Below are 24,122 nucleotides of genomic sequence, written 5' to 3' on the forward strand. Positions count from 1 at the left end.
TCAGGTGAGAGCCTTATAACCATGCGGGGCAAGCAACAAGGAGGTTTCAGTACAATGCAGCAATGGATGCCATTATTAGCGGAGCATGATATCGGAAAAGTGCTGGAGCATGAGCCGCTGTCCAAATATACGACATGGAAGATTGGAGGCCCTGCGGATGCACTTGTCATCCCGGATACCAAAGAGCAGCTGGCAAGAGTTTTGAAGCTGGCTAGCGAGCACGAAATTCCCTGGATGCAGTTGGGGCGGGGCTCCAACATGCTCGTCTCTGACAAAGGGATACGGGGACTTGTGATCAAGCTGGGGCCAGGATTTGATTATGTTCATTTTGAGGATGAACAGATCGTTGCTGGAGGAGGCGTTTCACTGGTCAAACTGTGCGTTATGGCCAGCAAGCAGGGCCTGTCCGGTCTTGAATTTGCTGGTGGTATCCCAGGATCAGTCGGTGGGGCTGTCTACATGAACGCCGGTGCCCATGGGTCTGATGTGTCACAAATATTCCAGTCCGCTGAGATTGTGCTGGATACAGGGGAATTGGCTGTGTACGATGCTGACAATATGCATTTCAGCTATCGTCACTCCGTGTTGCATGAGCAACGTGGAATGGTGACAGAGGCAGTGTTTCGGATGAAGCGGGGCGATCGGGAGGAAATTTCATCAGCGCTTGCGGCTTTTAAAGACCGCCGTCGGCTGACCCAGCCGCTACAGTTAGCTTGTGCAGGAAGCGTGTTCCGTAATCCTCCAGGTGACTATGCTGCTCGTCTTATTGAGAGCGCAGGTCTCAAGGGCTTGAAGGCGGGAGGCGCTGAGGTATCTGTACAGCATGCCAATTTCATTGTAAATACCGGTCAAGCGACAGCAGAGGACGTGCTTACCCTAATGAAGCATATTCAAAGTACAATATCATCTCAAACCGGCATCAAGCTAGTTCCGGAGGTTTTCGTAGTGGGTGAGCGGTAAACTCGGAGGTGATACATTGGACAAATTGGTGATTGAGGGAGGCCGTCCCCTGTCAGGCACCATACGTATCCATGGGGCAAAAAATGCGGCACTACCTATTCTTGCAGCGAGCTTACTTGCACAAGGTAAGGTAGAAATTCGGAATGTGCCCCATCTTTTAGACATTAAGGTCATGCTGCACATCCTTGAAAGACTCGGCTGTACATGCCGACATGAAGAGGAAACGGTATACGTGGATACGTCGTCCGTCCGAACGTTCCAAATTCCGGAAGATTTGATGAAGCAAATGCGCTCATCTATATTTCTGATGGGACCGCTGCTCGCCAGATATGGAGAAGTTTCCATTTACCAGCCCGGAGGCTGCGCCATAGGCGAGCGCAAAATTGATCTTCACCTAGAGGGCTTAAAAGCTCTTGGCGCAGAGATAGAGGAAAAAGACGAGCAAATTACGTTTCGAGCCCACAAGCTAATCGGCTCGGACATCCACATGGATTTCCCGAGTGTAGGTGCAACGGAAAATATTATGATGGCCGCTGCGTTGGCTGAAGGACGAACAACGATCACCAATGCAGCGAGGGAACCGGAGATTCAGGATCTACAAAACTTCTTGAATGCCATGGGAGCCCGCATTATTGGTGCTGGAACCGACACGATTACAATCACGGGGGTCAGTCGCCTCAATCCGTGTACGTATGAGGTCATTCCTGATCGCATAGTAGCTGGAACGGTTATGATTGCAGCTGCAGCTACACGAGGAAGTGTGTCGCTGACCCACTGCAATCCATCCCACTTGTCTGCTCTGATTCACGTCCTCAGGCGGGCTGGTGTTCAAATCGGCATCTTGAATGATATAATGACCGTAAGTTGTATGAGTCGTCCCAAAGCAGTGGAGAGGATCGTTACCTCCCCTTACCCGTCTTTTCCGACGGATTTGCAATCACAGGTCATGGTTCTGCTTTCTTTGGCGGACGGATTCAGCGTCATGAAAGAGACCGTCTTCGAAAGCCGATTCAAACATGTGGATGAACTAAATGTAATGGGTGCTGATATTACGGTTGATGCAAATGCTGCTTTTATAAGAGGAGTTTCTCGTCTGTACGGGGCTACGGTAGAGGCTACCGATCTGCGGGCAGGGGCAGCGCTGGTCATAGCGGGTCTAGCGGCTCAAGGACGTACTATTGTCGAGCAGGTTCATCATATTGACAGAGGGTATGACCGGATCGAACGTCTTTTCCAGGGACTGGGTGCCCGAATGAGCCGTCAGACTCCGGTGCCGGAGCACCTGGATTTCGTAAATTAATGCCTGTAATGTCCCTCCGTTAACGGGGGGACAAAAGGCTTTTGTGGAGAGAAGCTATGCCAAATGCTCAAATACCTGTTCTTAAAAAGAACAGAACGAAAAAAAGAACAAGCCGGAAGATTGCTATTCTTCTCATTTTGTTGTTTATCGTACTGCTCGCTGTTCTCTTTTTCCGTTCTTCGTTGAGTCGGGTTTCTGAAATTCGTTTTGATGGTAATGTATTTTCGACCCGAGATCAGCTTCTTAATCGAAGTGGTCTGGCTGTTGGAGACCAGTATTTCGGAGTCAGTTCATCCGACATCTCTGAGAAGCTGCGGGAAATTCAATCGATACAGCAAGTCACAGTGGACAAGCAGTTTCCGGGTATTATTGCTATTCATATTAAAGAGTTTGCTACGGTCGCTTACGAGTTGCAAAGTGACGGGAGCCTTCGTGCTATTCTAGCGAATGGGACAAGCGTGAGCGTGGGAAGTAGCGGAATAGCTGTTGAGAAGCCTATTTTGACCAAATGGAAATCTGATGATCCGTACAAAGCGAAGCTGTGTGATGCTTTATCGCGCATTCCGGGGGAATGGACAGCCGATATTTCGGAAATCATTCCCGCACCGATTCCTTCTTTTCCGGATCGCATCAAAATGTACACACGTTCCCAGTTTGAGGTTATTACAACTGTTTCTCTACTGAATTCTAAAATCAGCTATTTGAACCAGGTGCTAGAAACAGAAGATCCAGGTTTGATCACCATGTTGGAGGCGGATTCCTACGTTCCGTTCAAACCGGATACGAGTGAAGAGGGTCAAGAAAAAGATACTACTCAGTGATGTGAAAAAATGCTAGAATTGATTTTATGGGTAATAGACTTGCCTCCTTCTTTTTTCTTCAAATTTTTATGTGACTGCAACCATAAATTGGCTTCTAAAAAATTTGTAGAAAAAAGAGGGAAAGCATGGAGTATGTTGAATATGTACAGAGTGTGTTTAAAGAACGAAATTCATTTTGGAGTCAGGAGGTGCCACAGACTTGAGCAACAATGACATCATTGTTAGTTTGGACATCGGTACATCCAAAGTTCGGGCTATTATTGGGGAAATGAATAATGGAACCTTTAATATTATTGGAGTTGGATCTGCCGACTCGGAAGGGATTCGCAAAGGTGCAATTGTAGACATTGATCAAACCGTGCAATCAATCCGTAACGCCGTGGATCACGCAGAACGCATGGTTGGTATTCAAATAACAGAAGTGTATGTGGGGATTTCAGGCAATCATATTGGCCTGCAAAATAGTCATGGCGTAGTAGCCGTGTCCAACGAGGACCGTGAAATCGGTGAGGAGGACATTGAGCGTGTACTGAAGGCAGCTGAGGTTATTGCCGTACCACCGGAGAGAGAAATTATTGACGTGGTAGCCAAGCAGTATGTCGTGGATGGCCTTGAAGGCATTCAGGACCCTCGCGGTATGATTGGAGTTCGTCTCGAAGTAGAGGCCACGATTGTTACTGGAGGCAAGACCCCGATACATAATCTGTTGCGCTGCGTTGAGAAAGCCGGCTTGAGGATTAAAGATCTGGTCTTGCTGCCTCTTGGAGCCGGACAATTGTCTCTTTCGAAGGATGAAAAGGTGATGGGTTCAGTGCTGGTGGATATTGGTGCAGGATCTACGAATGTTGCCATTTTCCAGGAAGGAACGATTGTTGCCACATCAACACTTCCGATTGGTGGAGAATTTGTAACCAATGATATTGCCTACGGACTGAGAACCCTTACCGATCAAGCCGAAAAAGTAAAGCTTAAATACGGCTGCGCATGGTATGATGATGCGGCAGCCGATGTCGTCTTTAAAGTGACGCGTATCGGCAGTAATGTGGATAAGGAATTCAACCAGCAGGATTTGGCTGCTATTATTGAGCCGAGAGTGCAGGAAATTTTTCAACTCATTCAGGCGGAAGTTAAGCGCTTGGGTTACACAGAGCTTCCGGGAGGTTATATACTTACCGGAGGCACCGTCTCCATGCCTGGTGTACTTCAGGTGGCACAAAGCGAACTGGCCGCTTCCGTAAGGATCGCCGTACCTGATTTTATCGGTGTAAGGGATCCGGGCTACACGAGCGGAGTTGGAATCTTGCATAATGCTATTCGTTACTATCGCGGAAGATCGACTAGTGTTAGCAACAGTGGCGGAAGTACCAAGAAGCCGACTAACCGAACCAAAAGCAGTAGTCCCGCCACGGAAGGCGAGCAAAAGCAGGGGTTGATTGAACGCTTAAAAAATATGTTCAGTGAATTTATATAACGTTCATTGCTAATTATGCCAATCATGGACGGGCCATCCATGCACATTGAGGGGGAGATGGAATAGTATGTTGGAATTTGATTTTGAAATGGAGAGCTTGGCTCAAATTAAAGTGATCGGCGTCGGAGGCGGCGGCAGCAATGCGGTTAACCGAATGATCGAAAATGGTGTTCAGGGTGTGGAGTTCATTACAGTCAATACAGATGCCCAGGCACTTCATTTAGCAAAGTCTGAGCATAAGCTTCAAATTGGGGATAAGCTGACCCGCGGTCTGGGTGCCGGCGCTAACCCCGATGTGGGTAAAAAAGCGGCTGAAGAGTCGCGTGAGCTCATTATGAATACGCTCAAAGGTGCGGATATGGTATTCGTAACGGCGGGAATGGGTGGCGGTACTGGAACCGGAGCGGCTCCTGTCATTGCTGAAATTGCCAAGGAATGCGGCGCGCTGACTGTAGGCGTGGTAACCCGACCATTCACGTTTGAAGGGCGTAAGCGTTCCAATCAAGCTGAACTTGGTATTGAGGGATTAAAAGAAAAAGTAGACACTTTGATTGTAATCCCGAATGACCGTTTGCTTGAAATTGTGGACAAGAAAACCCCAATGTTGGAAGCATTCCGTGAAGCAGACAATGTTCTGCGTCAGGCGGTTCAAGGTATTTCAGATTTGATCGCTGTACCGGGTCTAATCAACCTCGACTTTGCTGACGTTAAGACGATCATGACGGAGCGGGGCTCCGCATTGATGGGGATTGGCGAAGCAACTGGTGAAAATCGTGCGGCTGAAGCAGCACGCAAGGCTATCATGAGCCCGTTGTTGGAGACATCCATTGAAGGTGCTCGTGGTGTGATTATGAACATCACTGGCGGCAACAACCTGTCTTTGTATGAGGTTAATGAGGCAGCTGAAATTGTAACATCGGCTTCCGATCCGGAAGTAAACATGATTTTCGGTGCTATCATTGACGAAGAGTTGAAAGAAGAGATCAAGGTTACTGTCATTGCCACTGGCTTTGAAGGCAAGCCAAGTCAACCGGCACCGGGACGTAAACCGGCAGCCAACCCGGCCACTTCCGAATCGGCGGAAAAAGGCTCTCCTAACTTGCGTCCATTTGGTAACACTCAAAGCAGTGACCAATTAGACATTCCTACATTCTTACGTAACCGTTCGCGCAATAATAATAACGATAACTAGTTTCAATTCGGATTGCCCGCATTCTCCCTGGAGATGCGGGCTTCTTTCTGTTTTCCGTATCCTGTAGTTCAGGCGCTTCTCCTCTTTCCGACAAAATTAGTCGGTCACCGTCCCCACCGTTAGACAGACTTTGAACAGCATGACTACTATACTTAATCCTATCCTGCAAACGCTGGGCGGGTGAAGCCTTGGTTGTTTATATCGACTTGATTTTTTTGGCCAATTTGTTCATTGATGCTGTGTTGCTGATGGTCACCGCTTGGATGAGAAAAATCCGTCCAGTGTGGTGGAGGTTGATGACTTCAGCTGGAATCGGCGCAATGTATGTGGTCATGATGTTTGTGCCGGAACTGTCCTTTTTATTTACGTTCCTGATCAAACTGGCATTATCGGTCATAATGCTGCTGGTGGCTTTTGGATTTGGCAGCATGCAAAAGTATCTTCGTACAATGGGTGCTTTTTACATGATCAATTTTGTAGCTGCAGGTGGCATTTTGGGGATGCATTATTTTCTCCAAAATACGGGGGAATTGTTTAACGGCATCTGGTACACCGCTTCGGGTGGAATGTCCTTTGAACTCAAAATCGCATTCTGGTTTATTTTATGCGCATTTGGCGGAGTGATGCTTTTCTTTCGTATTGTGCAGTCCTCAAAGCAGCGCACAGAAAGGATGAGTGGGTTTTTGGGACAAGTGCAGGTATGGATTGGGCAGGATCATATTGAGTGTACAGGCCTGTTGGATACAGGTAATCAGCTCTATGATCCTTTGACCCGAACCCCGGTGATGGTCATGGAGGCGGCCTTGTGGGAATCGCATTTGCCCGCCTCCTGGCTCCGAAAATGTTCTGAGGGTAATGCTGACCAACTGGTGATGGAACTGGGGGACGAATCGTTTAGTTGGCAGGATCGTGTTCGTCTCGTCCCCTATCGTGGAATTAACCGCAATCATTCCTTTATGCTGGCCCTTAAACCAGACCGGGTAGAGGTGGCGATGAATGGGGTTCATTTTGTACATCATCGAGTGTTGATTGGCTTGGATGGGGGAACATTGTCGGCAGAGGGTAAGTATCGCGCCATCATCCACCCGGATGTGACGGCACAAGAAGAGGGCAGTGCTGATACCAACCAGAAACGAGATGCACATTTTGGTGAGCATTTTACAGAATCAGGATGACAGAGCATAAACACAAAATGATGTTTGAAGGCGACGAGAAATATCCAATGGTGAAATGGGCGGAGCACAGCTGGAATTGCACTATTTTCAAAAGGGGGAGAATGATATGCGGGAACAGATGAAATTGAAGATGAAAATTAGGTTAGCATTGCAATTGCAATATTATCGTATTTTATTTTTATTTGGACTGAAAAGTGAAGAAATTTATTATATTGGCGGCAGCGAGGCGCTCCCCCCACCGCTGACGAGAGACGAAGAAGAATATTTGCTGGGAAAACTTTCTTCTGGAGATGCGGCAGTACGGTCGATGCTAATCGAAAGAAATTTGCGGTTAGTCGTATATATTGCCCGTAAATTTGAGAATACGGGCATCAACATTGAGGATCTCGTATCCATCGGTGCTATTGGACTAATCAAAGCGGTTAACACTTTTGATCCGGAGAAGAAAATCAAACTTGCCACATACGCCTCTCGATGCATTGAGAATGAGATTCTGATGTATTTGCGTCGCAATAGTAAAACAAGAACGGAAGTTTCTTTTGATGAGCCTCTGAATATAGATTGGGATGGTAATGAGTTGTTGCTTTCTGATGTGATGGGCACGGAAAATGATACCATTTACCGTAATATTGAGGAGCAGGTGGACCGTAAATTATTGCATAAGGCACTGGATAAATTGACGGATCGAGAGCGTTTGATTATGGAGTTGCGCTTCGGCTTACAAGACGGAGAGGAGAAGACACAGAAGGATGTTGCTGACCTGTTGGGTATCTCGCAATCGTATATTTCGCGTCTGGAAAAGCGGATTATAAAGCGCTTACGAAAAGAATTTAATAAAATGGTATAGTGCATGGGTATATCCGGAAGCGATGGAAACGGCGAATAAAAAAATGCCCTCAGGAGATAATGTACATTAATGTTGCTCCTTGGGAGGTAAGACACGATGACCCGAAATAAAGTGGAAATTTGCGGTGTGGATACCGCCAAACTGCCGGTATTAACCAATGCAGAAATGCGCGAGTTGTTCACATCACTTCAGCAAAATAATGAACGATCAGCCAGAGAAAAATTGGTCAACGGCAATCTCCGGCTCGTCCTGAGTGTGATTCAACGATTTAACAATCGGGGAGAGTTTGTGGACGATTTGTTTCAGGTAGGATGTATCGGCCTAATGAAGGCGATTGATAATTTTGACCTTTCGCAAAACGTAAAGTTCTCCACTTATGCGGTGCCGATGATTATCGGAGAGATCCGCCGTTATTTGCGGGATAACAATCCGATCCGTGTGTCTCGTTCGTTACGGGATATTGCATATAAGGCGCTTCAGGTGCGGGACAGTCTGACGAATCTGAACTCGCGGGAACCAACGATTTTTGAAATTTCAGAGGCACTGAATGTGCCTAAAGAAGACGTTGTGTTCGCGTTGGATGCGATTCAGGATCCGGTTTCGCTGTTCGAGCCGATATATCACGACGGGGGCGACCCAATCTATGTGATGGATCAGATCAGTGATGACAGAAATAAAGACGTCTCATGGATTGAGGAAATCGCTCTGCGGGAAGCGATGCATCGCCTGGGCCAGCGTGAAAAGATGATATTGTCTATGCGTTTTTATGAAGGAAAGACGCAAATGGAGGTTGCCGACGAAATCGGTATCTCTCAAGCCCAGGTTTCAAGATTAGAGAAGTCGGCTATACAGCAAATGCAAAAACATGTAAAGTCCTAATGAAATGAATGCTTGAATGATCCAGCGATAAAAACGATCCTACTCGGATCGTTTTTGCGTTTACAGGACATTTTTTGGGCTCTTCCGCTCATATAGTGAAATAAAGGATGTGATGCGTGTGAGTGCACCGGAAACGTCAGTAAGAGCAATGAAAATTTCCGAGTTTCAAACCAAGGATGTCATTAACATTGTAGATGGACGACGCCTCGGACAAATCAGTGATTTGGAGATTGACGTGCGGCAGGGGAAAATTGAAGCCATTGTGGTTCCAGGCAGCAGTCGTTTTATGGGCTGGTTTGGAGGCGGAAGCGAGTTGGTCATTCCGTGGCGCAACATTGTGAAAATTGGTTCGGATGTTGTGCTTGTACGACTGGAAGGATTGGAAGAGCCGCCGGGTGAAGGGGAAGAAAAGTTGTATATCGAACGTCAAGAGCGGAGTGATCGAAGGGGCTTCTGAACTTGCAGATCTACGTATTTTAGTGTGTTGTGAAGACACGGCGGCGGCTTTTTGGTACACTGGGCAGTAGAGGTGAGAATGAATGGAACCATTTGTAGTGAATACCGAGGCTACGGGGGCAAAGCCAATGCAAGATGGTGGACGTCCCGTACCGGAGTTGTTATATATTCAATCTTGGGAGCGACAGGTTCAGGGATTAACAGCGGGTTTTACAGGTCGTCATGGCGGTGTCAGTGAGGTGCCCTACGCTAGTCTGAACTGTGCGTTTCATGTAGGGGATGACCCCGAGAAAGTCATTCGTAATCGGCAGCTCATTGCTGAGCAGCTTGGTTTTGCTGCTGAAGCATGGACGTGCGGTGAGCAGGTTCATGGTCATCATGTTGCTGTCGTCAAGGCTGCTGATCGCGGGCGGGGCTTTAGGGATCGTGCATCCGCTTTTCAGGACACAGATGGACTTTTGACGAATGTACCTGGCATTTTGCTGACATCCTTTTATGCAGACTGTGTACCATTATATTTTTGTGATCCAGTGCGCCGTGTGATTGGGTTGGCGCATGCAGGCTGGAAGGGAACCGTTGCGGAAATTGCATTGAAAATGGTACAGACCATGCAGAACGAATATGGATCTCAGCCGTCTGATATACTAGCAGCTATTGGTCCTTCTATTGGTTCTGAATCCTATGAGGTGGATGAGTACGTGATGAGTCAAATTCAGGTTTTGGAGCATGATTGCCCGGGTAATGATAAATGGGAAGGTTCTGTTTACTTCCCCTTAACCGACGGAAAAACACTACTTGACTTGAAACAATGCAATCGACACATTATGATGAAAGCAGGAATATTGCCGAGCCATATCGAATGTACTACCTTATGCACGAGTAGCCGTAGCGATTTGTTTTTTTCATATCGCAAAGAAGGCGGCATCACAGGAAGAATGGCGAGTTGGATTGGTCTGGAAGAGAGGTGAGTCCTCCCGTGTCTTTGGAGGAACGAATTAAAGAAGTGAATGCCCGTGTAGAAGCGGCATGTGCCCGAAGCGGGCGTTCGCGTGATGAAGTTAATGTGATCGCTGTCACGAAATATGTTTCGGCGGCGACAATGACATCTGTATTGGATAGCAACTTGGAGCATGTGGGCGAAAATCGCTGGCAGGATGCTGCTGATAAATGGAGCAAGTTGGGTGACCGGGGAACGTGGCATTTTATTGGCCATCTCCAAACGAATAAGGTTAAAGATGTGATTGGAAAATTTAAATTTATACATTCGCTTGACCGCTTATCGCTCGCTCAGGAATTGGACAAGAAAGCAGCCGCTCTGGGATTGCGAGTTAAAGCTTTTGTGCAAGTCAATATTTCTGGAGAAATGTCCAAATATGGCTTGTCCTCTGAGGCGGTTGCCCCCTTCTTGGAACAAATTCGCGAGTTAGAGCATGTGGACGTGATTGGCTTGATGACGATGGCTCCTCATGAAGAAGACCCGGAAAAAACTCGGCCTGTGTTTCGGGGATTGCGTGAATTACGGGATACGTTAAATGGACAAGCCTTGACCAGAGAACCCATCGTTCACTTGTCAATGGGGATGTCCAATGATTTTGAAGTGGCAGTTGAAGAGGGAGCGACCTGGCTGCGGCTTGGTTCCGTACTGGTCGGACGAGAGGAGGATTTCCATTGGGCGTAATGAATAAGTTCATGAACTTTCTGGGGCTTCAGGAAGAAGAGGAAGTTATAGAGCGAGAGGTTATGAATACGCCGGAAGATCAAGAAATTGAAACCCCAAGCTTTGATAAACGTAAGAACCAGAAGGGCACTAATGTTGTCAGCATCCATTCACAGAAAAATGTGAAAGTTGTCCTGTATGAGCCGCGTTCTTATGATGAAGCACAGGAAATTGCCGACCATATCCGTTCCCATCGCACCGTCGTAGTTAATTTGCAACGAATTCGCAAGGATCAGGCGCTGCGCATTATTGATTTTTTGAGTGGTACTGTGTATGCACTGGGTGGTGGTATTTCCAAGGTCGGGAATAATATTTTTCTGTGTACACCAGATACGGTTGAGATTCAAGGCTCTATTACGGAAATACTGGCTGACACTGAACAAGAACTTAACAGAATGAGGTGAACTTTTCTTGATCGAGGTAATTTACTGGCTATTTCAGATTTATTCGTACATGATCATTGCATATGTTCTGCTGTCTTGGCTTCCTAATGCCAGAGAGAGTGTAATTGGTGATTTACTTGCCAAGTTTGTGGAGCCGTATTTGTCTCCTTTTCGCAGATTTATACCGCCAATCTTCGGGATGATTGATATTTCGCCCATCGTTGCGCTGATTGCTCTGCGTTTTGCGTCATACGGCTTGATTTCTTTAATTGGTAATTTCGTCTAGGAGGAGTTATGCGAACTGAGATTTATGAGCATTTTCACCCGGATGAACGGGACTATGTGGATCGCGCTTCCGAATGGATCAGTCATGCGGGAGCTTATCATGAGCAGAAGCTGACTGATTTTTTGGACCCGCGCCAACAGTACATATTGGAGACACTTGCTTCGAAGGAAGATAAGGTCACGATTAGGTTAGATGGCGGATACATGGCTTCGGAACGAAAGCGGGCGCTTATTGCGCCCGATTATTCGTATTTGGACGGTGAGGAGATGGGGATTCAGGTCCTTTCCATCACATCTGACGATCATAAAATAGGTACCCTTGAGCACGGTGATTATCTAGGTGCCCTACTGGGGCTTGGAATCAAACGTGGGAAAATCGGGGACATTCATGTACTGGATGATGGGTGCCATGTATTGGTAGCTTCAGAGATTGGTGATTTTATGACGATGCATTTACAGCAGGTACATCGTGTTCATGTATGGACAGAACTGTTGCCTGTAGCGAGTCTGCGAACAAAGGAAGTTGCATTAGATGCGCTAGATCTGACGGTCGCTTCTTTGCGCCTAGACGGTATTGCCAGCGACGTGTACAAGCTAAGCCGAAGTAAAATATTAACACCGATTCGGGCGGGGCGGTGCCGGGTAAATTGGAAGGTGGAGGAGAATCCATCCACTCCACTTAAAGCGGGGGACGTTATTTCCATGCAGGGTTTTGGGCGTTTCAAAGTGCTTGAAACAGACGGGATGACAAAAAAGGGAAGATTCCGTGTCAAAATTGGTAAGTTTGTATAGCTGTAGGCAGGAATCACGAGCTTTCTGTCGAAAGAATTAAGCTATAGCGAAGAACTGGAACGATTTTGCTCTGTACAGTATTCACAAAACGGGGTATGATGACCGATAGATGATAGTGAGCGTCGTGACGCGGAAAATGTATTTTTTGTCAATCTTATAGGAGGTGGACGGCATGCCATTAACGCCATTGGATATACATAACAAGGAATTTGCCCGCCGGCTTCGCGGTTATGATGAGGATCAGGTTAATGAATTTTTGGATCAGGTGATCAAAGATTACGAGGGCGTTATTCGTGAAAATAAAGAACTGAGCACCGAGTTGTTGAACGTACAGGAGAAGCTCGATCATTTCGCGACGATTGAGGATACGCTGAGTAAGACGATTATCGTAGCGCAGGAAGCGGCTGATGAAGTTCGTAACAACGCCAAGAAAGAATCCCAACTGATCGTGAAGGAAGCGGAAAAAAATGCGGACCGTATTGTGAACGAAGCATTGTCCAAATCCCGCAAGATTGCGTTGGAGGTTGAAGAACTGAAGAAGCAGGCCTCGATTTACCGAGCACGGTTTCGTACACTGGTGGAAGCACAGCTTGACTTGTTAAGCCAAGACGGCTGGGAAGCACTTGAAAACCGGGAACGCGAAGTACTGGAGCGCGAGCGTGAGATGAAAGAAATTTACTAATTTCATTGCTGACAAGCTTTTATCAGGCTTTGTTAGGGTTGACTTTTATCTTTAAACAGGCTATAACTGTAAATACTATACTGAATTCAATGATTATCCGTCTGTCGGCTGATGATTGTTATTCAATGCAACGATGTTGCTGATTTCAATGAATTTAACATGTTTAATTCGTTGATGGGAACGAGTACGTCATGATTTGTCCCTCAGAGAGTTGGCCTTCCGGTGCAAGCCAACGTTCAGAACATGACCGAAGATCCTCCCGGAGAAGTGAGCTGAAGCGCTTAAGATTTATGGCGTGTGTAAGCAATCACCGTTTGCCATGCGTTATAATGGCGCCCTGCTGTAGTTGAGTGGGGCTCAGAGAGCCGTGATGAGACTGTATTTTTAATGTCTGTTTTTACGGAATCAGGGTGGTAACGCGAGCACAGTCTCGTCCCTTTACAGGGATGGGGCTTTTTTTGTTGCTTTTTTTAGGAAATGCTAGAGAAATCAATGATGAGCAGAGAGGGAGTATGACGGTATGAACAGAGTGGATGTTAAAGAAAAAGCACGGTCTCGTGACCTACGCATCCTGAGCAAATGGAAGCAGGAGGACACATTCCGTAAATCCATCACAAATCGTGAAGGAAAGCCAAATTTTGTGTTTTATGAAGGCCCACCAACAGCTAACGGTAAACCGCATATCGGTCACGTGCTGGGCCGTGTAATTAAGGATTTCGTCGGTCGCTATCAGACAATGAAGGGATACCGCGTCGTACGTAAGGCAGGCTGGGACACGCATGGCTTGCCGGTAGAATTGGGTGTACAAAAGCAGCTGGGAATCTCCCACAAACCTGAAATTGAAGAATACGGTGTTGAAAAGTTTATTAAAAAATGTAAGGCGAGCGTATTTGAGTATGAGCAACAATGGCGTGATTTAACCGAAGCAATCGGATATTGGACAGACCTCGATAACCCGTACATTACATTGGATAATAACTATATCGAGAGTGTATGGAACATTTTGGCGACGATTCATGAAAAAGATCTGCTGTATCGTGGTCATCGTGTGAGTCCGTATTGCCCGGATTGTCAAACGACGCTAAGTTCTCATGAAGTAGCGCAGGGCTACAAAGATGTGAAGGATCTGAGCGCCACGGCTAAATTCAAGCTGCATAGCAGTGGTGAATATGTACTGGCTTGGACGACAACGCCTTGGACCTTGCCGAGTCACGTGGCGCTCGCCGTCAACCCTGAACTGGAATATGCACGTGTGAAGCAGGAAGACGGTGTATACATCGTTGCTAAAAATCTGGTTGAGGACGTAATTAAAGGCGAACATGAAGTGATTGGCACGCTATCCGGTTCAGAACTGGTTGGCCAAATGTATACCCCGCCATTTACGTATTTTCAGGTTGAAAAGGGTAATCAGATTCTGGGTGCGAAGTTCGTAACAGACTCCAGCGGTACAGGTATCGTTCATATGGCTCCGGCGCATGGTGAGGATGATTACCGGGTATGCCGTGAAAATGGTGTTGAATTTATCAACGTGGTGGATCTTCAAGGTAACTATGTAGAGGAAATCACTGATTTTGCAGGCCGTTTTGTTAAAGACTGTGATGTAGATATTGTTAAAATGCTGTCCGAAAAAGGCTTGCTGTACAGCAAGGAAAAATACGAGCATAGCTATCCGTTCTGCTGGCGCTGCGACACTCCATTATTGTACTATGCTATGGACAGCTGGTTTATCAAAACAACTGCGATCAAGGATCAATTGATTGCCAACAACAGCGAAGTCGAATGGTACCCGGGGCATATACGTGAAGGACGTTTTGGCAAGTTTTTGGAGGAACTGGTGGATTGGAACATCAGTCGCGATCGCTATTGGGGTACACCACTAAACATCTGGGTTTGTGAGGAAACTGGAGAACAGTTCGCTCCGCATAGTATTGCTGAGTTGAGGGAACGTGCGATCGGCGACGTACCAGCGGATATCGAGCTGCACAAACCATATGTAGATGATATCAAGGTTCGTAGCCAATGCGGTAAATACGAAATGACTCGTACACCGGAAGTAATCGACGTATGGTTCGATAGCGGCTCCATGCCGTTTGCGCAGCATCATTATCCTTTTGAGAATAATGAAACGTTTGAGCAGCAATTTCCGGCAGATATGATCTGTGAAGGAATTGACCAGACTCGTGGCTGGTTCTATAGCTTGCTTGCGGTTTCGACTATGCTGACTGGCAAAGCTCCTTATAAAGCTGTCATGGCGACAGGCCATGTACTGGATGAGCAAGGGCAGAAAATGTCTAAATCCAAGGGCAATGTTATTGATCCGTGGGAAGTGATTGACGAGTACGGTACAGATGCTTTCCGTTGGGCATTGCTGTCCGATAGTGCACCATGGAATAGCAAACGTTTCTCCAAAGGCATTGTAGGCGAGGCTAAATCGAAGCTGGTCGATACGCTTGTCAATACACACGCTTTTCTGACCTTGTATGCGGATATCGACGGATTTGATCCGGCACAGCATCCGTTCAAACCATCGGCTCATAAGTTGGATCGTTGGATTTTGTCCCGTCTGAACAGCCTCATTTTGGTAGTGGACAAAGCGCTGGCTGTAAATGACTTCCTGAACTCATCCAAAGCGATTGAGTCGTTTGTAGATGAGCTGAGTAACTGGTATATCCGTCGTTCACGCGACCGATTCTGGGGCAATGGTCTTACAGAAGATAAGCTGGATGCATACCGTACACTGACCGAAGTGCTGTTAACGACTGCCAAACTGCTTGCGCCGTTTACACCACTGCTTGCAGAGGATATTTACCTCAACCTAAGCAACGGGGAAAGTGTTCATCTAGATGATTATCCGACTGCCAATGAATCCTTGATCGATCTGGAACTGGAACGAGATATGGAAACGGCACGCCGTGTCGTCGAATTGGCTCGTAACGTCCGCAACGAAACGGGTTTGAAAACGCGTCAACCGTTGTCCGAGTTGATTCTGTCCATGGATCAGGATTTTGAACTGAGTGGCTATGAGGAAATCATCAAAGATGAGATTAACGTGAAGCATATTCATGTTGAGACGGACGATAGCGGCTTTGTAGATTTTACACTGAAACTGAATTTGAAAGTAGCAGGCAAGAAATACGGCAAAAATGTCGGTTTCCTACAAAACTTTTTCAAAGGAATGTCTGCTGAGGATACCCGTTCTGTTGTAGAAAAAGGAGTGTTAAACGTCGCTTCTCCAGAAGGTGAAGAACTGCAAGTTACGGCCGAAGAATTGCTGGTGGAGAAAAAAGCGAAAGAAGGCTTCGCTTCTGCTTCCGGTTATGGCTTAACGGTAGCGTTGAACACAGACATTACACCGGAGCTGGAGCAAGAGGGCTGGGTACGTGAAGTGGTTCGTGCGGTACAGGATTATCGTAAAAAACTGGATCTTCCGATTGAAAAGTATGTGGCGTTGACGTTGGATGTAGATAATGAGCTGCGTCTGGCCATCGAAAGCTTCGACTCTGTGTTGCGTGAGAACGTATTGGTTACTACTGTGACATTTGGTCAAGCCGAACCGGCAGAACATGTGGAAGTGAACGGTAAAACCATCGGCGTTCATATTGGGGAATAATTACAAGCCCCCTGTCCCATAATACAATAACAGGCAGCATATAAAAACGAGCCTAAGCATCGGAAACGGGTTTTCTCCGTTACGTGCTTCGGCTCGTTTGCTGCGTTCAGGGCAGCCATGGGAAAAGGGGGATTGTGCATATGACGGCACGATCAAGGCGTAGACAGGGAAGGAGTCTCCGAGGGGTGAACGGAGAAGGGGCTGCCATAGCCGCAGATAAAAGCAAAACAGGTAATCAGGCAGAGCAATTAAGTCGTGTTGAAAAGCTGATACGTGCTGTGTCAGAGCAGATGGAACGGACACGTATTGCAGATTACGCTTTGCTGCTGAATAAGCCTTGGCGATTACTCTGGCTAAATCTAATATCAGGCGTTTCCCGGGGAATCGGCATCGCGCTAGGTTTTACTTTTTTTGCCGCTACCATTATTTATGTGCTGCAAGTGCTCGGAGCGTTGAATTTGCCGATTATCGGTGATTATATCGCTGATATTGTACGGATCGTACAGCGACAATTGGAGCTTACCACCTATTAGGCAGCGATCTCCACTTTGAAGTTCACGATTCGTCTTCGTGCGTATCCGGCTCCAGTAGACCTTCGCCCTCACCATCTTCTATATAACGCTGATAAATGGAGCTGCGAATAACAGATACATTTTGTCCATAAATGTCAGTAGCAATAAAGCTTTCGTATGGCTCTACGAAGCCCATATTATCATCGCCTGCTTCAATTTCCATATCATCATAACTGTGGATTTCTCCACTTTCGGCCATGGCTGGTGTGTTAGATGTACCCCAATTTTCGACGATCTGCCAAGCATCTTCACCGTCGAAGCCGTTTTGATCATCACGCTCATCTAGACTCGTTCTGCCGAACGAGGGAGCGAGAAATTCTTCCTCTACTGGGCGGCGGTTAGACACTTCTGTTTCGGGACTGTACTCTTTACAGTAAATGGTATAGGGAACAGCCAGTAGGCGCTCATAGGGAATGGGTTTACCACTGGCGGCACAAATGCCATACGTCCCCTTTTCCATAGCCATCAGAGCTGATTCGATGCGTTCTAATTGGAATTCGTCGTGTTCCAGTAAGGAGATATCCTTGGCTCGCTCGTAGGTTTCGGTAGCCAGGTCTCCTGGGTGGTTATCAATAGGAGAAAGCTCGCCGGTTTGGTCGCGTTGGGAATCGCCGAGTCCGTAATGGTCGTTGTTTTGCAAACGATGCTCAATTTCTTTTTTGCGTTCCAGCAGTTCGTTACGCAAGCCCTGCAATTGTTGCTCCGTCAATGGGGACATGGAATCCTCTCCTTGTTCTAGGTTTACATGCGCATGCGTTGTGACGAGTATGCTCCATGTAGTTTGCACCGGGAAGACCTCTTTTACATAGGAAATTCTAATCAAATGCGAAGGAGTTCATTTTATGGATGATCTGTACTTGAAGCTTGCGGGATTCGTGGACGATCTGAGAATGCTTATGCTACAATAAATGGGTTCAACAACGGATATAAGCGGATCGGAGTGACGAGGGACTGTGATTTATTTTGGTATTGCGCTAATTATTTTTTTGATTGATCAGGGAGTCAAATATTTGGTGGCTACGCGGATGGAATTGTACGAACAAATACCAGTTATCGGCAATTTCTTTTTAATCACCTCCCATCGAAATCGTGGAGCCGCTTTTGGGATTTTGGAAGGTCAACGTTGGCTTTTTATCGTGATTACAATTGTAGTGGTGATTGGTATCGTCTGGTACCTGCGAAAAACAGTCAAGGCTGGACAAAAGCTACTTCCTGTTGCACTAAGTTTGGTGCTGGGGGGAGCAGTCGGTAACTTTTTGGATCGAGCTATTTCAGGGGAAGTAGTTGATTTTGCACAATTTAATTTTGGAAGCTATACGTTCCCCATTTTTAATGTGGCAGATTCGGCGATTGTCATCGGTGTAGCACTGATTATTTTGGATACATTGCTGGAATCGCGTCGGGAAAAAGGAAATGGCAATGATAGCATTGAAGGGAAGTCATAGCATGAGCGAAGTGAATGAAAACGGCGAAGCCGCAGGTCTGTCTTATGAGGACGAACTGGAGGGTGAATCTCTGGAATGGACGGCCGATTCCGGGGATGCCAAAACGCGTATAGACAAATATATCGCCGAAGAAATGAAGGAAGTGTCTCGTTCTCAGATACAGCTGTGGATCGGAAATGGTCGCGTGCTGGTGAACGGTACGGCGATCAAGGCGAACTACAAGCTGGCTGAAGGAGATCGTATTGTATTATCGGTACCGGAGCCAGAAAGTGTAGATATTGTACCGGAAAATATTCCGTTGGATGTCGTTTACGAGGACTCGGACGTTATTGTTATTAACAAGCAACGTGGTCTGGTCGTGCATCCTGCACCGGGACACTCTTCGGGAACATTGGTTAACGCACTGATGTACCACTGTCACGATCTTTCCGGCATCAACGGGGAATTACGTCCTGGTATTGTTCACCGTATTGATAAGGATACATCAGGACTGCTGATGGCGGCTAAAAATGATCAGGCTCACGCATCACTTGCAGCACAGCTTAAGGACCATAGTGTGACTCGGAAATATATCGCCTTAGTTCACGGTCATTTGAGCCACGATCAGGGAACGGTAGATGCTCCGATTGGCCGCGATTCCGGTGATCGTAAATTGTTCACAGTGACGGAACGTAACAGCAAGCATGCAGTCACCCATTTTCTCGTCATTGAACGGTTGGGGGATTATACCCTGCTTGAACTTCAATTGGAAACAGGACGCACACACCAAATTCGTGTTCACATGAAATTTATTGGACACCCATTGGTTGGCGACCCTATGTATGGGCGCAGCAAAGGGGTTCGTATGGATGGTCAGGCGCTGCATGCGGCGGTACTGGGCTTTAAGCATCCATCCACTGGAGAGTACATGGAATTCAACAGACCGATCCCTCCTGATATGGAGGATGTGTTAGCGTCCCTGCGTAGTCGCTAAAACAATGACAATTTGCATTCCTATTCACAAACCTGAATAAATTATTAAGTTAAACCGCCTAAATGGCGGTTTTTTTATTGTGGGATAAGGTATGGGTAAAAACAACTATGGATAATTATACAATGAAGTTGTATAATTATTAGAGTGCTTCCGGTGGTTCCGGTTGAACGGGTGTTGACACACGATTTTCAATCTGTCATACTTCTTGTAGTTGCGATGAACTTTGTCCAAGAGATGGCTAACCATCTCACACTATGAGAAGCAGGACAAAGGAAATCCTGAATAGCACCTTTAAATCAGTCCCGTGAGGCTGGCAAGGTAACGTGAATGGATCACTGATCAGTGCATCCGCTGCGGCGGTATGTCTTCAGTGTGTCCGAGAGATCGGAGAACAGTGGAAGACTGTTCACACGAGACTCCTTGCCAAACTTGGGCAAGGAGTCTTTTTTGTATCCGAACACGGGACCAGGTCTGAAGGGAACATCACCTGAGGAGGCTGGAAGCATGAGTCATGAAACACATGTACTGATGGATGAAATTGCGATTCGTCGGGCATTAACACGGATTGCACATGAAATTTTGGAGAAAAACAAAGGTATTGACGATTGTGTGCTAGTAGGTATTCGAACACGCGGAGTTCATCTGGCGCAACGCCTGGCTGAAAAAATTGCTGAGATTGAAGGCGCACCAATTCCTTGGGGAGAGCTGGATGTCACAGCCTACCGGGATGACCGGAGCAGCGTAGCCGAAGCTAAAGGAAATGGAAAAGAGCTTTTGATGAATCCTGCTGACGTATCGGTTCATGATAAGAAAGTCATTCTCTTTGACGATGTGCTGTACACAGGCCGCACCATCCGCGCGGCGATGGATGCATTGATGCACTGCGGACGACCGCAAATGATTCAGCTGGCAGTGCTAGCGGATCGCGGACACCGTGAGCTTCCGATTCGTCCCGATTACATCGGCAAGAACATCCCGACCTCCAAATCTGAGGAAATCGTAGTAGCCCTTCAAGAGACGGACGGTAAGGACGAAGTGACAATCATTCAGAACCGGGGGGAACAGCTATGATCACAACAGCCAGTCAACTTAAAGAACGTAGCCTGCTCGGGTTAAAGGAACTTAGCCGAAATGAAATCGAGTCCATTCTGGATCGCGCTCATTATTGGGAATCTCAACCAGAAAAACTGGTCCCAGTACTGCAATCACGCTTTGCGGCCAACATGTTTTTTGAAAACAGCACTCGCACCCGCTTTTCTTTTGAGATGGCAGAGAAGCGGCTGGGCGCTCAGGTTTTGAACTTTTCCGCTGCGGCTTCCAGTGTGGAAAAAGGGGAGTCCATTTACGATACAGTACGTACGCTCGAATCCATGGGCATTGATGCAGGAGTCATCCGGTTAAAGCCAGCCGGGGTGCTGCAAGAGCTCGCTGAGAAGGTCAGTATTCCACTGGTTAATGCAGGGGACGGCAACAATGAGCATCCAACGCAGGCTCTACTGGACCTGTACACCATGCGCAAAACTTTCGGTGAGCTTAAAGGCTTGAGAGTATCCATCATAGGAGACATTCTGCACAGCCGTGTCGCTCGCTCGAATCTGTGGGCCTTGCAAAAATTCGGAGCCAAGGTTAGCTTCTGCGCTCCTGATAATATGCAAGCACCTGATCTTGCGGCGTACGCGCCTTATGTTCCGATGCAAGAGGCACTACAGGCGGACGTGGTCATGATGCTTCGGGTACAGCTGGAACGGCATGCCGAAGGGATGTTGCGCTCAGCCGATGAGTACCGAGAGCAGTACGGTTTGACAGAGAAAAGAGCAGCGAACCTGAAGCCCGGAACAATTATCATGCATCCAGCTCCAGTGAATCGGAACGTGGAAATTGATAGTGCGGTTGTGGAAAGCGAACAATCACGAATTTTTCCACAAATGGCAAACGGGGTTCCGATCCGCATGGCGGTTATGGAACGGGCAATGAAGCTGTAGAAGCTGTCAGTAGGATCGTAGGAAAAGTTGCAGAAAACTGAGCGGAGGAATATTTCAGATGAAACAATTAATTATGAATGCAAGCGTATTGAACGAGCAGGGCGAGGCTGAATTGAAATCCATCCTAATCGCCGACGGAAAGATTTTGGCTATTGCAAATGCGGATGCTGGAGTCAGCCTACTTATGGAAGAAGGGGCATCTGGGCAGGAGCGCGAAATCGAAAAGATCGACGCCCAGGGAAAACTGGTCATCCCCGGTTTAATCGACATGCATGTGCATCTGAGAGAACCTGGTTTTGAATATAAAGAAACAATTGAAACGGGCAGCCGTGCGGCGGTGAAAGGCGGATTTACGACGATTGCCTGCATGCCAAACACACGTCCAGTGACGGACAATGTTGACACAGTCCAGCTGGTATTGAAAAAGGGACAGGAAGCCGGGTTTGCCAAGGTTCTTCCTTACGCAGCCATTACGAAAAACGAACTGGGTCGTGAGCTGACAGATTTTGAAGCGCTCAAAGCAGCAGGTGCAATCGGCTTTACTGACGATGGTGTCGGGGTGCAAAGCGCGCAAATGATGAAGGACGCCATGGCGTGGGCCAAAGCACTGGATATGCCGGTTATTGCACACTGTGAAGATAACACGCTTGTTGAAGGAGCGGCTGTGACGGACGGCGAATTTGCCAAGCGCCACGGACTTAAAGGCATTCCGAACGAATCCGAAGCCATTCACGTCGGACGAGACATTTTGTTATCCGAGGCAACCGGGGCACACTATCATGTATGCCATGTCAGCACAGAGCAGTCAGTGCGGTTAATCCGCCACGCGAAATCTTTTGGTATCAAGGTAACGGCTGAGGTATGCCCACACCACTTGGTATTGTCAGATGAGGACATCCCTGGGCTGGATGCGAATTGGAAAATGAATCCTCCGCTCCGCTCCCCACGTGATGTGCAGGCATGCATCGAGGGGCTGGAAGACGGTACGATTGACATCGTCGTAACGGACCATGCAGCGCACAGTGAGGAAGAGAAGGCAAGAGGTATGGAGCTGGCGCCATTCGGGATCGTTGGATTTGAGACGGCCTTCCCGCTGTTGTACACGAAATTCGTAGCTACCGGACAGTGGACGCTGGACTTTCTGGTGCGTCGTATGACTGCTGATCCAGCGCGTGTCTTCCGCCTGGATACGGGACGCCTGGAAGAAGGAGCTCCAGCTGACCTGACCATGATTGATCTGGAGCAGGAGCAGGCAGTTGATCCACAAACGTTTGCCAGCAAAGGACGCAACACTCCTTTTACAGGCTGGAAGCTCAAAGGCTGGCCTGTGAAAACTTGGGTAGACGGCAAACTGGTATGGTCTGCTGACGAAGCAAAATAAATAGAAACCACTAAAAAAATAGAACCTTATAGCAGGAAACAATATAGAGGAGTGAGACGGGATGCAGGCAAGATTGTTACTTCAGGACGGCACGCTGTTTACAGGCACATCATTTGGTGCGGAAGGTGATAAAACAGGCGAGGTCGTTTTCAACACAGGGATTACAGGCTATCAAGAGGTGCTGACTGATCCCTCTTACTGCGGACAAATCGTAACGATGACTTACCCGCTGATTGGCAACTATGGAATTACTCGTGATGACTTTGAATCGGTACGGCCTTATGTCCATGGCTTTGCTGTTAGACATTACGAGCCAGCGCCAAGTAACTGGCGTGCTCAATACAGCGTGGGCGATTTGCTGAAGGAATATGGCATCATTGGCATTAGCGACATCGACACCCGCATGCTTACCCGGATTATTCGCCATCACGGCACGATGAAGGGCATTTTGACGACTGGTTCCCAGCCGCTGGAAGAACTGAAAGAAATGATGTCTGACTTGACCATTGAAGAACTGCGCAATCAGGTTCCTATGACTTCCACACCTCATCCGTACAGCAGTCCTGGCAACGGAGAGCGGATCGTATTGATTGACTACGGTGCCAAAAGCGGCATTTTGCGCGAACTGAATAAACGGGACTGCGATGTGGTTGTCGTTCCACATGATACGACGGCTGAGGAAATTCGTCGCTTGGACCCGGACGGTATCCAGCTGTCTAACGGCCCTGGAGATCCAAAAGACGTACCCCATGCCGTTCGTACGGTAGCTGAACTGTTAGGGGAATATCCGATTTTCGGAATTTGCTTGGGACACCAGTTGTTCGCTTTAGCTTCGGGAGCGGATACGGAAAAGCTGAAATTCGGACATCGCGGTGGTAACCATCCGGTGAAAGAACTGGAGAGCGGACGCTGCTTTATCACATCACAAAATCACGGCTACACGGTGAATGAGGATTCGATCCAAGGTACTGAGCTTGAAGTGACACATATTAATAACAACGATAAAACGATTGAAGGTCTTAAACATACCAAGTATCCCGCGTTTTCGGTGCAATATCATCCAGAGGCTGCACCAGGACCTTACGATAATGGCTACCTGTTTGACCGCTTTCTGGACATGATCCGTGAGCACAAAAGAAATCATCCAAAGCAACCGCGTCAGGCTGCTATCGCCGCCGCAGTGAGAGGAGAGCGCTAAT

24 protein-coding genes and 1 other annotated feature are annotated in these 24,122 nt (G+C 47.4%); of the genes, 23 read left to right on the top strand and 1 reads right to left on the bottom strand.

The window, feature by feature from the left end; all coding sequences use genetic code 11:
- Positions 1 to 54: 54 nt before the first annotated feature.
- From murB to ACL9RM_RS11575, 17 genes are all read left to right on the top strand, one after another.
- Positions 55 to 960, top strand: coding sequence for a UDP-N-acetylmuramate dehydrogenase (gene murB, locus ACL9RM_RS11495; RefSeq protein ID WP_250268827.1), 906 nt, complete (start codon positions 55 to 57; stop codon positions 958 to 960).
- Positions 950 to 2,260 (top strand): UDP-N-acetylglucosamine 1-carboxyvinyltransferase, encoded by a 1,311-nt coding sequence (gene murA / locus ACL9RM_RS11500; RefSeq protein ID WP_250268826.1) that lies wholly within the window; start codon positions 950 to 952, stop codon positions 2,258 to 2,260. The genes murB and murA overlap by 11 nt, the downstream gene beginning before the upstream one ends.
- Positions 2,261 to 2,316: 56 nt before the next feature.
- Positions 2,317 to 3,081: a cell division protein FtsQ/DivIB gene (locus ACL9RM_RS11505; RefSeq protein ID WP_061828510.1), complete on the top strand. Its 765-nt coding sequence runs from the start codon at positions 2,317 to 2,319 to the stop codon at positions 3,079 to 3,081.
- 199 nt (positions 3,082 to 3,280) lie between these two features.
- Positions 3,281 to 4,552 (top strand): cell division protein FtsA, encoded by a 1,272-nt coding sequence (ftsA, locus tag ACL9RM_RS11510; RefSeq protein WP_250268825.1) that lies wholly within the window; start codon positions 3,281 to 3,283, stop codon positions 4,550 to 4,552.
- Positions 4,553 to 4,619: 67 nt separating this feature from the next.
- On the top strand, positions 4,620 to 5,744 hold the full coding sequence (ftsZ, locus tag ACL9RM_RS11515) for a cell division protein FtsZ (RefSeq protein ID WP_013311084.1): 1,125 nt from the start codon (positions 4,620 to 4,622) through the stop codon (positions 5,742 to 5,744).
- 188 nt (positions 5,745 to 5,932) lie between these two features.
- Positions 5,933 to 6,919 carry a sigma-E processing peptidase SpoIIGA gene (spoIIGA, locus tag ACL9RM_RS11520; protein WP_061828508.1) on the top strand — a complete coding sequence of 329 codons (987 nt, stop codon included), beginning with the start codon at positions 5,933 to 5,935 and terminating at the stop codon, positions 6,917 to 6,919.
- Between the two features lie 106 nt (positions 6,920 to 7,025).
- On the top strand, positions 7,026 to 7,766 hold the full coding sequence (gene sigE, locus ACL9RM_RS11525; RefSeq protein ID WP_013311082.1) for an RNA polymerase sporulation sigma factor SigE: 741 nt from the start codon (positions 7,026 to 7,028) through the stop codon (positions 7,764 to 7,766).
- Between the two features lie 96 nt (positions 7,767 to 7,862).
- On the top strand, positions 7,863 to 8,645 hold the full coding sequence (gene sigG, locus ACL9RM_RS11530; protein WP_007431182.1) for an RNA polymerase sporulation sigma factor SigG: 783 nt from the start codon (positions 7,863 to 7,865) through the stop codon (positions 8,643 to 8,645).
- Between the two features lie 112 nt (positions 8,646 to 8,757).
- Positions 8,758 to 9,102 (top strand): YlmC/YmxH family sporulation protein, encoded by a 345-nt coding sequence (locus ACL9RM_RS11535; protein ID WP_196765424.1) that lies wholly within the window; start codon positions 8,758 to 8,760, stop codon positions 9,100 to 9,102.
- Between the two features lie 82 nt (positions 9,103 to 9,184).
- On the top strand, positions 9,185 to 10,069 hold the full coding sequence (gene pgeF, locus ACL9RM_RS11540) for a peptidoglycan editing factor PgeF (RefSeq protein WP_061828506.1): 885 nt from the start codon (positions 9,185 to 9,187) through the stop codon (positions 10,067 to 10,069).
- 8 nt (positions 10,070 to 10,077) lie between these two features.
- Complete coding sequence (locus ACL9RM_RS11545) at positions 10,078 to 10,779, top strand: YggS family pyridoxal phosphate-dependent enzyme (RefSeq protein WP_061828505.1); 702 nt, start codon at positions 10,078 to 10,080, stop codon at positions 10,777 to 10,779.
- A complete protein-coding gene (locus ACL9RM_RS11550; RefSeq protein ID WP_013311078.1) occupies positions 10,770 to 11,222 on the top strand; it encodes a cell division protein SepF in 453 nt (150 codons plus the stop codon). Before ACL9RM_RS11545 ends, ACL9RM_RS11550 begins: the two co-directional genes overlap by 10 nt.
- Before the next feature lie 7 nt (positions 11,223 to 11,229).
- Positions 11,230 to 11,487 (top strand): YggT family protein, encoded by a 258-nt coding sequence (locus ACL9RM_RS11555; RefSeq protein ID WP_023989436.1) that lies wholly within the window; start codon positions 11,230 to 11,232, stop codon positions 11,485 to 11,487.
- An 8-nt stretch (positions 11,488 to 11,495) separates the two neighbouring features.
- Positions 11,496 to 12,278 (top strand): RNA-binding protein, encoded by a 783-nt coding sequence (locus tag ACL9RM_RS11560; RefSeq protein WP_165178379.1) that lies wholly within the window; start codon positions 11,496 to 11,498, stop codon positions 12,276 to 12,278.
- Between the two features lie 172 nt (positions 12,279 to 12,450).
- Positions 12,451 to 12,960, top strand: coding sequence for a DivIVA domain-containing protein (locus ACL9RM_RS11565; protein WP_023989434.1), 510 nt, complete (start codon positions 12,451 to 12,453; stop codon positions 12,958 to 12,960).
- A gap of 162 nt (positions 12,961 to 13,122) precedes the next feature.
- Positions 13,123 to 13,401 (top strand) — a binding site (T-box leader).
- A 79-nt stretch (positions 13,402 to 13,480) separates the two neighbouring features.
- A complete protein-coding gene (gene ileS, locus ACL9RM_RS11570) occupies positions 13,481 to 16,570 on the top strand; it encodes an isoleucine--tRNA ligase (protein ID WP_250268824.1) in 3,090 nt (1,029 codons plus the stop codon).
- Between the two features lie 140 nt (positions 16,571 to 16,710).
- The gene (locus ACL9RM_RS11575) at positions 16,711 to 17,103 is read left to right on the top strand and encodes a DUF5665 domain-containing protein (RefSeq protein ID WP_250268823.1); all 393 of its coding nucleotides are present in this window, start codon (positions 16,711 to 16,713) and stop codon (positions 17,101 to 17,103) included.
- 22 nt (positions 17,104 to 17,125) lie between these two features.
- On the opposite strand, the gene ACL9RM_RS11580 is transcribed toward ACL9RM_RS11575, so the two are convergent.
- Positions 17,126 to 17,860 carry a TraR/DksA C4-type zinc finger protein gene (locus ACL9RM_RS11580; protein WP_069289977.1) on the bottom strand — a complete coding sequence of 245 codons (735 nt, stop codon included), beginning with the start codon at positions 17,858 to 17,860 and terminating at the stop codon, positions 17,126 to 17,128.
- Positions 17,861 to 18,095: 235 nt separating this feature from the next.
- On the opposite strand from ACL9RM_RS11580, the gene lspA reads away from it, so the two are divergent.
- The 6 genes from lspA to carA all read left to right on the top strand — a co-directional run bounded on the left by lspA (position 18,096) and on the right by carA (position 24,121).
- Positions 18,096 to 18,587 (top strand): signal peptidase II, encoded by a 492-nt coding sequence (gene lspA, locus ACL9RM_RS11585; RefSeq protein ID WP_023989430.1) that lies wholly within the window; start codon positions 18,096 to 18,098, stop codon positions 18,585 to 18,587.
- Between the two features lies 1 nt (position 18,588).
- On the top strand, positions 18,589 to 19,560 hold the full coding sequence (locus ACL9RM_RS11590; protein WP_069289976.1) for an RluA family pseudouridine synthase: 972 nt from the start codon (positions 18,589 to 18,591) through the stop codon (positions 19,558 to 19,560).
- A 504-nt stretch (positions 19,561 to 20,064) separates the two neighbouring features.
- Positions 20,065 to 20,631 carry a bifunctional pyr operon transcriptional regulator/uracil phosphoribosyltransferase PyrR gene (gene pyrR / locus ACL9RM_RS11595; protein WP_023989428.1) on the top strand — a complete coding sequence of 189 codons (567 nt, stop codon included), beginning with the start codon at positions 20,065 to 20,067 and terminating at the stop codon, positions 20,629 to 20,631.
- Complete coding sequence (locus ACL9RM_RS11600) at positions 20,628 to 21,542, top strand: aspartate carbamoyltransferase catalytic subunit (RefSeq protein ID WP_250268822.1); 915 nt, start codon at positions 20,628 to 20,630, stop codon at positions 21,540 to 21,542. Before pyrR ends, ACL9RM_RS11600 begins: the two co-directional genes overlap by 4 nt.
- A 58-nt stretch (positions 21,543 to 21,600) precedes the next feature.
- Positions 21,601 to 22,923, top strand: a complete 1,323-nt coding sequence (locus tag ACL9RM_RS11605; RefSeq protein ID WP_250268821.1) for a dihydroorotase — start codon at positions 21,601 to 21,603, stop codon at positions 22,921 to 22,923.
- Between the two features lie 61 nt (positions 22,924 to 22,984).
- Positions 22,985 to 24,121, top strand: coding sequence for a glutamine-hydrolyzing carbamoyl-phosphate synthase small subunit (gene carA / locus ACL9RM_RS11610; protein WP_025718621.1), 1,137 nt, complete (start codon positions 22,985 to 22,987; stop codon positions 24,119 to 24,121).
- The last annotated feature ends 1 nt before the right edge of the window (position 24,122 follow it).

Origin of the sequence: Paenibacillus sp. S29 (assembly GCF_049319765.1) — a bacterium.
GTDB classification, from domain to species: Bacteria; Bacillota; Bacilli; order Paenibacillales; family Paenibacillaceae; genus Paenibacillus; species Paenibacillus polymyxa_B.